The sequence below is a fragment of the Pseudomonas sp. CFBP 8758 genome (assembly GCF_014841725.1).
GTDB lineage: Bacteria > Pseudomonadota > Gammaproteobacteria > Pseudomonadales > Pseudomonadaceae > Aquipseudomonas > Aquipseudomonas baltica.
Map to the genome: position 1 here is coordinate 1 of NZ_JACYUK010000015.1, position 13,488 is coordinate 13,488.

The window sequence follows — 13,488 nt, forward strand, 5'->3', positions numbered from 1 at the left end:
TACAGGGGGTGGGCGGTGGACGCAGTCCCTGTAGCAGCGGCGCAAGCCGCGTCGGCGGTGGACGCAGTCCCTGTAGCAGCGGCGCAAGCCGCGTCGGCGGTGGACGCGGTCCCTGTAGCAGCGGCGCAAGCCGCGTCGCCGGTGGACGCGGTCCCTGTAGCAGCGGCGCGAGCCGCGTCGGCGGTGGACGCGGTCCCTGTAGCAGCGGCGCGAGCCGCGTCGCCGGTGGACGCGGTCCCTGTAGCAGCGGCGCGAGCCGCGTCGCCGGTGGACGCGGTCCCTGTAGCAGCGGCGCGAGCCGCGTCGGCGATGGACACGGTCTCTGTAGCAGCGGCGCAAGCCGCGTCGGCGGTGGACGCGGTCCCTGTAGCAGCGGCGCAAGCCGCGTCGGCGGTGGACACGGTGCATCTGCGGGAACGTGGTAAAACCTGACGCTTCAACGGCTGCGGATTTTCTCGACGATGGCGGTGGTCGAGCTGTTTTCCACCAGCCCCAGTACCTTTACCGTGCCGCCATAGGCAGCCACGATATCGGCGCCTACCACTTGCTCCACCGAATAATCCCCCCCCTTCACCAGCACATCCGGGCGTACATGGGTCAGCAGGTTTTCCGGCGTACCTTCGGCAAAGCTGATCACCCAGTCCACCGCCCCCAGCCCGGCCAACACCGCCATGCGCCGGTCGACGCTGTTGATCGGCCGACCCGGCCCTTTCAGACGGCTTACCGAAGCGTCATCGTTGACCGCCACGATCAGCCGGTCACCCTGAGCGCGGGCCTGCTCCAGATACGTCACGTGGCCCGCATGGAGGATATCGAAGCAGCCATTGGTGAACACGATGCGCTCGTTGTGCGCCCGCGCATCGTCGATCGCCAGCAGCAACTGCTCGAGGCTCAACACGCCGCGTTCCGAACCTTCCTCGCGCTGGATGGCACGGCGCAGTTCAGGTGCGCTGATCGCCGCCGTACCCAGCTTGCCGACCACGATGCCCGCCGCCAGATTGGCCAGGGCCACCGCATGGGGCAACTCTTCGCCTGCGGCGATGGCCGCTGCCAGGGTGGAGATTACGGTGTCGCCGGCACCGGTCACGTCGAACACTTCACGGGCCCGCGCGGGTAAGTGCAGGGCCGGATGATCAGGGCGCAACAGGGTCATGCCGTGCTCGCCACGGGTCACCAGCAGTGCGCCCAGATCCAGCTCGCTCATCAGCGCGGCGCCTTTGGCCACCAGTTCTGCCTCATCGGCGCAACCGCCGACGATGGTTTCGAATTCGCTGAGGTTGGGCGTGATCAGGCTGGCGCCTCGATAGATCGAGAAATCCTTGCCCTTGGGGTCGGCCAGTACGGGAATGTTGCGCGCGCGCGCCGCCTGAATCAGCGCCTGATGGTTCTTCAGCGCGCCCTTGCCGTAGTCCGACAGCACCAGCACCTTGACGCCTTCGAGCAACGCTTCGACTTCGTTGCCCAGCGCTACCGGGTCAGTGGCAAACGCTTCTTCGAAGTCGATGCGCAACAGTTGTTGATGGCGGCTCATGACCCGCAACTTGACGATGGTCGGCTGGTGGGCAATGCGCTGGAACACCGCCGTGACGCCAGCAGCCTTCAAGCTGTTGCCCAGGCTGTCGGCGGCCTCGTCGGTACCAGTCACGCCCACCAGGGAAGCCGGCGCACCCAGTGCGGCGATGTTCAACGCAACGTTGGCGGCACCACCAGGCCGATCCTCGATCTGTTCGACCTTGACCACCGGCACCGGTGCTTCCGGAGAGATGCGCGAAGTACCGCCATGCCAGTAACGGTCGAGCATGACATCGCCGACCACCAATACAGGGGCCGACTCGAATCGCGGCATGGATAACTTCATGGGCAACCCACATACAAAATGAACAGGGCGGCGATATTAACACGCAAGCACCCGATAGGCCCCCACCCCACCTCGGGAGCGATGATCCCCGTAGGAGCGGCCAGTGGCCGCGAAGGGCACGCCGCGTATCACCTGATACACCGCGCCGTCTGATACGCGGCCGATGACCGCTCCTACATGCGAGCAGTGATCCCCGTAGGAGCGGCCAGTGGCCGCGAAGGGCACGCCGCGGATCACCTGATACACCGCGCAGTCTGATTCGCGGCCGATGACCGCTCCTACATGCGAGCAGTGATCCCCGTAGGAGCGGCCAATGGCCGCGAAGGGAACGCCGCGTATCACCTGACACACCGAGCCGTCCGATTCGCGGCCGATGACCGCTCCTACATGCGAGCAGTGATCCCCGTAGGAGCGGCCAGTGGCCGCGAAGGGAACGCCGCGTATCACCTGACACACCGAGCCGTCCGATTCGCGGCCGATGATCGCTCCTACAAGGGGGTGCAATCCCACGCAATAGCGCAATGCCATAGGGAGATCGCAGTCCTGCAGGGCTCAGGTGATGTCGGTTTTCGCAGGTTCGTCCAGGCCCATGGCGTGCAACCTGGCGTAATAGCCGTTCTGCGCCAGCAACTGCGCGTGCGTGCCGCGCTCGACGATGCGGCCCTGGTCCATCACCAGAATCTGGTCGGCCTTTTCGATAGTCGACAGTCGGTGAGCGATCACCAAGGTGGTCCGCCCTTTCATCACATGGTCCAGCGCAGCCTGGATATGTCGCTCCGATTCGGTATCCAGCGCCGAGGTCGCTTCATCCAGAATCAGCACGGGGGCATTCTTGAGCAACGCCCGGGCAATCGCCAGGCGCTGGCGCTGGCCACCGGACAACAGCACGCCGTTCTCGCCCACCTGCGTGTCGAAACCCTCGGGCAGACGGTCGATGAATTCCTTGGCATAGGCATCGGCCGCCGCCGCCACCACGTCTTCGCGCGGCGCGCCGGCCAGGTCACCGTAGGCAATGTTGTTGGCCACGCTGTCGTTGAACAGTGTCACGCTCTGGGTCACCAGCGCGATATGGCGGCGCAGGTTGCGCAACTGGTAGTCGGCAATCTCCACGCCATCGAGCAACACTTCGCCTTGATTGTGATGATAGAAGCGCGGGATCAACCCGGCCAGGGTCGACTTGCCACTGCCCGAACGCCCCACCAGCGCAATCATCTGCCCCGGCTTGGCGGTGAAGTTGATGTCACTGAGCACCTGGCGATCGGTGCCGGGGTAGGTGAAGTTCAGGTTGCGCACTTCCAGCGAACCGCCAACGCGCTCGCGCTCCACTGTGCCGGTGTCCAGCTCGGGGGGAACGTCCAGCTGCTCGAAGATGCTTTCGGCACCGGCCACGCCCTTCTGCACCGTGGAGCTGACTTCCGACAGTTGGCGGATCGGCTTGGGCAGCAAACCGGCTGCAGTGATGTAGGCCACCAGATCACCGGCCGTGGCATCGCCACGCATGTACAGCACCAGGAACATCAGCACGGCCATGGCGGTGTAGATCACCAGCTGCAACATCGGCGTGTAGATCGCGCCGGTCTTGGTCATGCGCAGTTGCTTGTCGGTGTTGCCCTGGCTGGCTTTGGCAAAGCGGTTCTGCTCGTAGCCTTCACCGCCGAAGCTGCGCACCACCCGATAGCCCTGGATGGTCTCGGATGCCACGTGGGTCACATCGCCCATGGCGACCTGAATCTTCTTGCTCTGCTTGCGGAATTTCTTGCTGGTACTGCCAACCATAACGGCGATCAGCGGCAGAATGGCCAGCATGACCAGGGTCAGTTGCCAGTTCATCCAGATCAGGTAGATGAACAGGAACACCACCGTCAGGCCTTCGCGGATCACCACCTTGATGGCATCGGTCGCAGCGCCGGTCACCATGGTCACGTTGAAGGTGATGCGCGAAATCAGGTGGCCGGAGTTGTGCGTGTCGAAGTAGCGGTTGGGCAGTACCAGCAGCTTGTTGAACAGCTCCACGCGCAGGTCGTGGACCAGGCCCAGCGATACCTTGGCCAGGAAGTAGTTGCCCAGGTAGGAGCCCAGGCCCTGCCAGGCGGCGATCAGCACGATCAGTATGGGTACCGCCTGCAGCAGTTGCAGGTCGCGCAGGTAGGGCACATTGGGGAACAGTACCGCTTCGGGATTGCTCAGGCCGTCGACGAAATACTTGAGGATGCCGGCCAGCATGGGCTGGGTCGAGGCGAAGATCACGAAACCTATGATACTTATCAGGAACATGCCCACGTAGGGGCGAACGTAGCTGAGCAGTCGCAAATAGATTTTCAGGCTTGAATCCTGTTCCGCTGGGCGCGGTGAATCACTCATCGTCTAACTCACTGTTGGCGTAGAACGGGAATTTTATCACAGGGGGCCGATCGGGGATCGCGGTGCTGCAGCCAGACCGAGTCGCGCCCTTCGCGGGCAGAGCCCGCTCCCACAAGTACAGCGCGATCCCCCGTAGGAGCGGTCAGCGGCCGCGAAAGCCGCGCCGCAGTTCGGCCTGGCGGTAGAACATGCCGGCGCTTTTGGGCATCATGCCACCCGCCCTCTTCAATCAAGGCCTTATCACGATGCAATGCACCCGCCTTCCTCTGGCCGCTTTTGACACGCTGATCACCGGCGCCAAGGTGTTGGAAGCCGACAGCCATGGCGCGAAAGTGTACCTGCTCGCAGACGGCAAGATCCTGAAACTTTTCCGCCGCAAACGGCTGTTTTCCTCAGCCCTGCTGCGCCCGTATTCGGCGCGTTTCATCGCCAACGCCCAGCGTCTGCAGCAACTGGGCGTGCCGACCTTGAAGGTGCTGCAGCACTATCGTCTGGACAAGCCCGGCATGACCGCCGTGCTCTACGAGCCCCTGCCAGGCAGGAACCTGCGCCAGTTGATGGACACCGCCGACTTCACCTGGCAACAGTGCCTGGAGCCGCTGATCGCCATGATTCGCCGGTTGCATCGCTCAGGGGTGTATTTCCGCTCGCTGCACCTGGGCAATGTGATCGTCACGCCCGAAGGAGAGCTGGGCCTGATCGACATGGCCGACATGAGCTTCACCCGCGGGCCTTTGTCGAAGCGCTTGATCAAGCGCAACCTCGAGCATTTCTCCCGGTATCTGGAGCGTGAACAGTTGACGGCCTGCTTCCCCTTGGCCGAGCTCAACAAAGCCCTGCTCAAGTAGCACCGTGGACTGTCCCCCGTAGGAGCGGCCAGTGGCCGCGAAAGCCGCACCGCGGTTCGGCCTGACACACCGCAGCGCCTGTTTCGCGGCCGATGACCGCTCCTACGGGTACACCACAATCCCCCGTAGGAGCGGCCAGTGGCCGCGAAGGGTGCACCGCGGTTCGGCTTGACACACCGCAGCGCCTGTTTCGCGGCCGATGACCGCTCCTACGGGTACAGCGCAATCCCCCGTAGGAGCGGCCAGTGGCCGCGAAAGCCGCACCGCGGTTCGGCCTGACACACCGCAGCGCCTGTTTCGCGGGCAGAGCCTGCTTCCACAGGACTTGCGCGCACCCCTTTGTGGGAGTGGGCTCTGCCCGCGAAGGGCGCGGCGCGGTTACTAGGACAAGGCCAACCGCAGGCGTTGCCACACCGTCAACGGCGGATGCGGGCGAAGTGCCGGCTGCATCGCTTGCACGATACGCTCACCGATCCGGTCGAAACCGTATTCCCCCAGCACCAGCGCCTGCCCCGCCGCAGCGATGCGCTCGGCCAGCGCCGGCTCGCGGCGCAGCTGCGCCAGCTTGGCCTGCAAGCTCGCCACGCTGTCGTACAAGACCACCGTGCGCATGTCCTGGAACCCCAGCGCGCGGTTTTCCGCCTCGCCCTGGTCGAAGGTGAACAGCACACACCCGCACGCCATGGCTTCGAAATTCTTGATCATGTACTCGCCCATGCCCACATCGGCACTGACGAAAAAACGGATGCGGTTCAGCGTATCGCCATACTCCTGGCCGCTGTTGGTCCGCGTCACCAGCAACGGCTCCACCTGGCCGATCGCATCGAGCATCTGCTTGCGACCACTGTAGGCCACGCTCTTGGTGCTGCCCACGAAAGCCAGCTCGATATCGCGCTCGCGGGTCTGCGGCGTCAGCAGGGCCTGGTCATAGCCCTTGGGCACGAAGTGCGCATCGAAGCCCTCGGCGCGCAAGCGTTCGCTGACCATGAACCCCGAACTGATCACCCGCACCCACGGCAGCTGCTGGTAGTGCGCGCTGAACTTGCCGGTGTATTTGCACGGGATGTAGTTCTGGTAGGCGTCATGCTCCAGGATCACCAGGTTGGGCACCGAACGAATGAACGCCACCTGGCGAATCTCCTGCTTGAAACGCAGGAAGAACAGAATGCGGTCGTACCGGGCAAAGTCCACTTCGCGCTTGAAATACCCTTTCAGATCGCGCTGCTGCGCGCTGTCCAGCCAGCGCAGATCGCACTCGCAATGCGCGGCAATGCCTTCATAGAGACGATCGAGAATGGCGCGCTGCTCTTTCTGCACCAGGAACAGTACTTTCATCATTGTGCTAACGGCACCTTATAAGTCTTTGCGCCAGAACAGTTCGTGGCGGCGCACCGCCTTGCGGAAAAATTCGTTTTCGCCCGTCGCCGGCCAACGTCGACCGGCCAGCAACCATTGCAGCCAACGCCGCACGCGACGCTTGAACGGCGCCGGCGGTTGCAGGTCGTGCATCATGCCCAGGGCCATGGCCTTGTCCATCTGCACCGCCGCACCCACCGGCAGGCTGTACGGCAGCAGCCGTTCACGGGCGTCGAAAAACGGTGGCAGGGCCACGCCTTCGCCAGCACGGCCCATAGGCCAACGGTCGTTGTCATGCAAATGGTTGGCATAGCCCAGCAGGTAGCGTGGCTGGTGCGCCACCCCTTGCAACGCCTGCAGCACCGCTGCCTGCGCGCAGATGTGGTCCGGGTGCGGGTCGATGCTCGCGTGGGGCATCACCAGCACATCCGGCTGCGCCCGTTGCAGCAGTTCGCGCAGGTCGGCGAGCAGATTGTTCCAGGTCGGCGCGCCATCGGCATCGGCCGGCAAGGCGAAGGGATTGAGCTGGCGGAACGGACGGATGTCAGTCATGTCCGCCTCGCGCGAGCCACACGGCTGCTCGGGTGCCGCCTGCATCGCTGGCAGTTGCAGGCAGAAATACCCCAACTGCACGCACTGCTCGGCCGGCACCCCGGCCCAGCGCGGCACGGCCAGGCTGTCCCAGGCGCGCAGGCGCCCCTTCAAGCGAGCGGCGTCGGCCGGCGCCAGGCCCATCGCCTGATAGTGCTCGGCTTCGATCTCGCCTGCCGTCAAGGTCACGATCCAACTGCTCGCCGCGCGGCTGTACAAACCATAGGCCGCCAGCTCGGCATCGTCGGCATGGGGCGCAATGACCATGACCGTGTGCCGGGTGAAATCCGGATGCTGAAAGCGCCACAAGCGCGGCTCGCCAACGATGCGGCAGAACCGCCCGCGCAAGCGCAGGCGCCCGTGATTGAGCTCATCGGCAAAGCCACTCAGATTCAGGTAGCGCAGGCCATCGACACCGCGCTCGAACGTCTGCCGGTCGCTCAGCTCACTTCCGAGCAACTGCACATACGGATCGAACAGACGCCCCAGCCATGACGCCTTCACATCCAGCGCCAGGATCAAGGTATCCGCCGACTCGACGCGCCCTGCAACCTGCAGCACCTCGCCATTCAGGCTGACCTTGGCCAGCTCCGCTTCGCTGTCGAAGCTGTAGGCGTAATCGTCGCCCGGCGAATAGAACAGATGGTCGGCAAACCACGCCTCATGGGCCACCCAGGCCAACAACAACAGGGGCAGCGGCAACCACCAGGCAACCAGCACACCCGCCAGCAGCATCGCCACCAGCCCGGCCAGCAGCACCCGACGCTTGTTGCGCCGGTGCCGGGCGAGCAACGCCTGTTTGCGGCTCATGCCTGAAACACCGGAACGGGGTTGCACCAGCGGTCCTTGTACTCGCGGTCGGCGCGGCCGAACGAGAAGCGCAGGGGTTTGTTCACCGCGCGGGCCTGCTCCCAGGCGCTCTGGGTATTGAGAAAACTGAGCACGCTGCCGGGGCTGAACGCGCGGTTCTCCGGATCCACGCCGCCATTGATGTATTCCACGCTGACCCAGTCTGGCGCCTCGACGCGGTACACCAGTTGAATGGCAACGGGCGCATCGCCCAGCAGCAGCACCGAGCCGATCATCAGCTCGCGCAGCAGCTCGATGACCTCGGCCATGCGCTCGGCGCCGGTCGCGGGAAAGCCCCAGCGGCGCTGGAACAGGTCACAGTAGATCGCTGCCAGCTCGGCGCTGGTGAATTCACTGACGGGCTTGGCCACGCCGCCGGCTTCTTCCAGCAGACGCAGTTCGCGGCGCTGGTTGTAGCGAAATTTCTTCGACAGGTCTTCCGGCGTGCGGGCCATGGCCAGGCTCTCGGCCTGCGCCTTCAAGCCGCTGAAACGCCCCTGGTTCAGCTCCGACAGATAACGCCCATGGTGGCGCAGCGGTGCCTGGGCATCGGCAGCCGCCGGCAAAATCAACTCGGCGTTGCCCAGATCGTACAGGCCCTTCTTGCCGGCCTGCTTGAGCACGTCCTTGGACAACGCCAGGTAGCGCCCCCAGGTGGGTATCGCTGCGACCAGTTCGCCCGCCTGCTCCCACCCCAGGTAGCGCACCGGAATGCCGGCCAGCGCAGCCAGCCGCTCGACCACCAGCGGGTGCGTCGCCACACTGCCGCCGAACTGCGTCCAGGCCTGGGCATAGGTGGCCGCGTCCACAGTTTGCCAGCCCCGTTCGCGCACGCTCTGCAATCGGTTGAGCATCATGTGGCCGCCGTCAGTGCGGTGACCATCGGCAGTTGCCAGAAAGCCTTGCGCACCGCGCGGTCGCAGAAGCGCGTCTCGAGGCGTTCGGCCATGTGCGCTTCGCACTGCGCGCGCTGGTAGCGATCCATCCCGGCCATGTGTTCCAGGCCCTGTGCCAGGCGCTCAGCGTCGCCCAGCGGAAACAGGATACCGACGCCCTCGACGATCTCCGGTGCGCCACCGCAGGCCGTGGCCAGCAGCGGCACATTGGCCGCCATCGCTTCAAGCAGGACCATGCCGAACGGCTCGTGGTCGGAGCTCAGGGCGAACACGTCGAACGCCTTGAAATACAGCCGCGCCTGGGCCACCTGACCAAGAAACCGCACCCGCTCGGCAATGCCCAGCTCCACGGCCAGATCCTTGAGATTCTGTTCCAGGCGCCCAGAACCGATGATCACCAGCAGCGCTTCCTGAGGCAGTTTTGCCCAGGCCAAAGCAAAGCCGCGCAGCAAGGTGGCCTGGTCTTTATCCGGGTGCAGGCGACCGACGTTGCCGACGATCCAGGCATCGGGCGCCAGGCCCAGCGCCTGGCGGGCTTCGGCCGCAGGCAGCAAGTTTTTCTGCAAGGTAAAGGTGTTCAACCGGTTGTACAGCGTGGCGATGCGCTCGGGCGCCCAACCGGGCAGGCAGCGGCGCATGTCGTCGCGCACCGCATCGGACACGCCCAGCAGGCTCAAGCGTTTGCGGAACGACTGCGCAAACACCCGGCGCGAACGACGCTGATAGTCGCCGAACGCATGGTGCACGCCGATCACCGGCAGCGAAGTGCCGAGCAGGGCAACATAGATAGGCTTGAACCGGTGCGCGATGCAGAAGGCGAATGTGCGCGCAGCAGTGATCTTGCGCAGCTCGCGAATGGCACCCAGCTTCAAGCCACGGATGTCCTTGGAACTGAACTCCATGAACAGCACTTCGTCGCTCTCGCAGCCAGCGGCCACCTGGGCATCGGCCGCGCCGGTCAGGAACACGGTGGTCACCCGGTAGCCACGGCCCACGAACAGGCTGGCGTACTGACGGGCACAGTCGAGGAACGGCCCGTCATAGCCGTGGCAGAACTGCAGCACATGACGCTCAGTCGAGCGCGTCATAGGCTTGAGCACCCTCTTTGACCACCAGAATGTCTTCCATGACCAGGTACTCGAGGTCCGAGCCGTAGAACATGTTCAACGCATCGGTGGGCGAGCAGATCATCGGCTCGCCACGGCGGTTGAGCGAGGTGTTCAGCGAAACGCCGTTGCCGGTCAGCTCTTCGAGGGCTTTCATCATGTCGTAGTAGCGCGGGTTGTATTCGCGCTTGAGCACCTGGGCGCGCGAGGTGCCGTCTTCGTGGACCACTTCCGGCACGCGGGTTTTCCATTCCTCGGCCACCTCGAAGGTGAACGTCATGAACGGCGCCGGGTGGTTGATCTTGATCATCTGCGGCGCGACGGTGTCGAGCATCGACGGGCAGAAAGGCCTCCAGCGCTCGCGGAACTTGATCTGGTGGTTGATGCGGTCGGCCACGCCCGGCACGCTCGGGCAACCGATGATCGAACGACCACCCAACGCGCGCGGGCCGAACTCCATGCGCCCCTGGAACCAGGCCACCGGGTTGCCGTCGACCATGATCTGCGCGATCTGCTTGGGCATGTTGCCGAGCATGCGCCCCTTGGGCTTGTTCGGATGACGCGCGCAGGCAGCGATCACGTCTTCGTTGGTGTAGGACGGGCCCAGGTACACGTGCTCCATCTTCTCCACCGGCACGCCGCGGGCATGGGACACGTAGGCCGCCGCCCCGACCGCCGTACCGGCGTCGCCGGAAGCAGGCTGCACGAACAGCTCCTTCACGTCCGGGCGGGCGATGATCTTCTGGTTCAGCTTGACGTTCAGCGCGCAGCCACCGGCGAAGGCCAGCTTGCCGGTCTGCTTGAGCACGTCGCCCAGGTAGTGGTCGATCATCTGCAGGGCGAGTTTTTCGAACAACGCCTGCATGCTGGCCGCGTAGTGGATGTACGGCTCGTCGGCGATGTCGCCTTCGCGCTTGGGGCCCAACCATTCGATCAGCTTGGGCGAGAAGTAGAAACCCTTGCCCTTCTCTTTATAGCGGCGCAGACCGATGACGTTGGCGTAGTCGGTGTTGATCACCAGCTCGCCGTTCTCGAACGAAGCCAGGCGCGAAAAATCGTACTTGCTGGCGTCGCCATAGGGCGCCATGCCCATGACCTTGAACTCGCCGTCGAGCATTTCGAAACCGAGGAATTCGGTGATCGCGCCGTACAGGCCGCCGAGCGAATCCGGGTCGAAGAACTCCTTGATCTTGTGGATCTTGCCGTTCTCGCCGTAGCCGAAAAACGTAGTGGCGTACTCACCCTTGCCGTCGATACCGAGGATCGCGGTTTTTTCCTGGAAGCCCGAGCAGTGGTATGCACTGGAGGCATGCGCCAGGTGATGCTCGACCGGTTCGATCTTGATCTTCTTCGCGTCGAAGCCCAACTGTTCCAGGCAGAAGACGATCTTGTTGCGGTAGCGCTTGTAGCGACGGTTGCCCATCAGCAGCGCATCGAGGGCGCGGTCCGGGGCATACCAGTAGCGCTTGGCGTAGTGCCAACGGGCCTTGCCGAACAGACTGATAGGGGCGAACGGAATCGCCACCACATCGACGTCCGACGGCTTGATGCCGGCTTGTTCCAGGCAGAACTTGGCCGATTCGTAGGGCATGCGGTTCTTTGCATGTTTGTCGCGCACGAAGCGCTCTTCTTCGGCGGCGGCAACCAGCTTGCCGTCGATGTACAGCGCCGCGGAAGGGTCATGGCTAAGGGCGCCGGACAGGCCAAGAATCGTCAATGCCAAGGGTCTAGCCTCTTTGAGCGGAATGGGTGCGCGCGCGGTGATCGGGCACGGCGGGCGGCGAAAGGCGGGGATTATAGCGTAATAAGCGGCCCGCCAGACACACCCCCCACATCACGCAAGATTGTGGGAGGCAGAGTCGCTAGCAAGCAGGCGGGCCTCAGGAAATGCAACTCCGAGGACAGAAGGTGATGCATGGGTCGCTTGTCGCCTTTCGGAGTGAGCACCGCCGATGACTCTGCACCGGCAGGGCCACATCGAGCTTTATAGCCACCTACGGTTGCTGCTGAAAGTCTGCACTGGATCGTATATGGGATAGAAAGCATCAACACTACACGCGCCTGATAGTGAGATTATCAAGTCGCACGGGGGTATTACCAATCGGAATCTGGAGGAACGCATAAGTTATTTTATTCAGGCCGGAGCCTGCCTGAAAAGTCAGCCAGTAATACTCATCTATTACTTCTGACTGTGCCACCATACTATTACCCTCATACACAGAAAATATTACATTTCGGGCTCCGGAACCCTTCTGATACAGCCCAAATTTAAAGTAGTTAACCGGAGGGTCAAAAAAAATGGAGAACGTGTTATTTGACAAGCTAGAAACTTCTAAATAATTCCCCGTCACATAGGGAGCCCCATCGGAATCACTGCCAATAACCGCGCGATAGTTGTTGTGAGCGGCATCTATCACGCAAGATGAAGCTAGCTGGATCGGAAGTGAAATTGGCCCATGAGCAAACCCCTCGAAACCTTCCGAAACAGGCCCTGTGCCTGGATCACCAGCAGACACCTCGAAAGCCCTTGGTGTAGAGGTTTGAACAAGGCCGCCGCTCACTCGCCTCGCGGTGTACGCAACACTGACCGCTTTACCCGCACTCAACAAAGCTGTCGCTTTTGGAACCACGAATTCCAGTGAGTCATGCGCCAGCACCTCGCGCGCAGGCAAGGTGATGGACCCTGCGTCATCCACCGCCGTCCATTCCAACCCTACCCATTGGCCCGCTTCGACCCCCCCATACACCGGTGTCGTGATCTTCACACCCGTATTGGGAATGGCCGCAGGGTCCAAATGCCCATTGGTTTCGTTTTCCACTGTTGGTGCAGGTAGCACCAAAGTCAACTGAGTCATGTTCAGCACTCCTTCAGGAAATATAACCGCTTCACTTTCACTCACGCTCTTGCCCATACCCACTTTCAGTTCCAGGGTCAGTGGCAAGGTATTCTCCAGTCGCAACAGAAAACTGCGAGGCAGGTTGATGTGCAGCCCTGAGTTCACTTGCGCGGCCGTCACTGCGGCTCCCATCGCCAGCTCTTCGCTGCGCGTCGTGCCGTCATCCAGGGTCCCTCGCGCGCGCAGCCAGTAGGTTTGGCCTGTGGTCATCAACGGCCACGGCACCGCCACTACCGTGGCATCTCCCGCGAAGGCGTTGAGATCCAGCACTGCCGGTGAACCGCTGGCCTGGGCAACGCTTGGCGCCACCAGTTGTTCCGAAGTGAACGCCAGCACCTGCAAGCTCAACACCTCCGACACCGGCCTCACCACCCCACTTTGATTGGCCGCGTAGAACACCTCCGCCGTCTTGCCCAGCGAAGCCGCCAGAATCGGCGCAGGAATGGCCCCCTGTGCCTCACCCGCAACGCTGACGTTGATGGGCGGGATCGCCTGGTCGGCATTCCCCGCCACACGCCAGAACGGCATGACGCTATCGCCTATGCGCAGGCGCGTATCGCGCAGCACGAAGTTCGCGGTGTTGGCTTGTGTGGTGCCGGGTCTGACAGGGCTCCAGGAGGTAACCGGTGCGCCGGTCGAGTCGTGAATCTGCGGCGCCGGCCAGGTCTGGCTCGCGGCATCCTGCACCGAGATCAGCACGCTGTCGGAAACGCCCGTGGCTCCCGC

General features: G+C 63.2%; 10 protein-coding genes. 1 reads left to right on the forward strand and 9 read right to left on the reverse strand.

The genetic code is table 11. The annotated features are described in order from the left end of the window. Positions 1-436: 436 nt before the first annotated feature. From hldE to msbA, 3 genes are read right to left on the reverse strand one after another with little or no spacing between them, the layout of a single operon-like run. Positions 437-1,858: a bifunctional D-glycero-beta-D-manno-heptose-7-phosphate kinase/D-glycero-beta-D-manno-heptose 1-phosphate adenylyltransferase HldE gene (hldE, locus tag IFT75_RS21215; protein ID WP_192056648.1), complete on the reverse strand. Its 1,422-nt coding sequence runs from the start codon at positions 1,856-1,858 to the stop codon at positions 437-439. Positions 1,859-1,894: 36 nt separating this feature from the next. Beyond that, a complete protein-coding gene (locus IFT75_RS21220) occupies positions 1,895-2,386 on the reverse strand; it encodes a hypothetical protein (RefSeq protein ID WP_192056650.1) in 492 nt (163 codons plus the stop codon). 24 nt (positions 2,387-2,410) lie between these two features. After that, the gene (gene msbA / locus IFT75_RS21225; protein ID WP_122477070.1) at positions 2,411-4,219 is read right to left on the reverse strand and encodes a lipid A export permease/ATP-binding protein MsbA; all 1,809 of its coding nucleotides are present in this window, start codon (positions 4,217-4,219) and stop codon (positions 2,411-2,413) included. Between the two features lie 245 nt (positions 4,220-4,464). Between msbA and IFT75_RS21230 the strand changes: the two genes are divergently transcribed. Continuing rightward, positions 4,465-5,067, forward strand: a complete 603-nt coding sequence (locus tag IFT75_RS21230) for a lipopolysaccharide kinase InaA family protein (RefSeq protein WP_192056651.1) — start codon at positions 4,465-4,467, stop codon at positions 5,065-5,067. A gap of 381 nt (positions 5,068-5,448) precedes the next feature. Here the strand turns inward: IFT75_RS21230 and IFT75_RS21235 are convergent, their stop codons facing one another. The 6 genes from IFT75_RS21235 to IFT75_RS21260 form a co-directional block, all read right to left on the reverse strand. After that, complete coding sequence (locus IFT75_RS21235) at positions 5,449-6,402, reverse strand: glycosyltransferase (RefSeq protein WP_192056660.1); 954 nt, start codon at positions 6,400-6,402, stop codon at positions 5,449-5,451. Between the two features lie 18 nt (positions 6,403-6,420). Then, positions 6,421-7,824, reverse strand: coding sequence for a PIG-L family deacetylase (locus IFT75_RS21240; RefSeq protein WP_192056653.1), 1,404 nt, complete (start codon positions 7,822-7,824; stop codon positions 6,421-6,423). Beyond that, the gene (locus tag IFT75_RS21245; protein WP_192056662.1) at positions 7,821-8,717 is read right to left on the reverse strand and encodes an antimicrobial resistance protein Mig-14; all 897 of its coding nucleotides are present in this window, start codon (positions 8,715-8,717) and stop codon (positions 7,821-7,823) included. Before IFT75_RS21245 ends, IFT75_RS21240 begins: the two co-directional genes overlap by 4 nt. Further along, a complete protein-coding gene (locus tag IFT75_RS21250) occupies positions 8,717-9,847 on the reverse strand; it encodes a glycosyltransferase (RefSeq protein ID WP_192056655.1) in 1,131 nt (376 codons plus the stop codon). The genes IFT75_RS21245 and IFT75_RS21250 overlap by 1 nt, the downstream gene beginning before the upstream one ends. Then, positions 9,831-11,588 (reverse strand): carbamoyltransferase family protein, encoded by a 1,758-nt coding sequence (locus tag IFT75_RS21255; RefSeq protein ID WP_192056657.1) that lies wholly within the window; start codon positions 11,586-11,588, stop codon positions 9,831-9,833. The genes IFT75_RS21250 and IFT75_RS21255 overlap by 17 nt, the downstream gene beginning before the upstream one ends. A gap of 328 nt (positions 11,589-11,916) precedes the next feature. Continuing rightward, positions 11,917-13,488: hypothetical protein (locus tag IFT75_RS21260; protein ID WP_192056658.1), on the reverse strand; the 1,572-nt coding region annotated here is incomplete at its 5' end.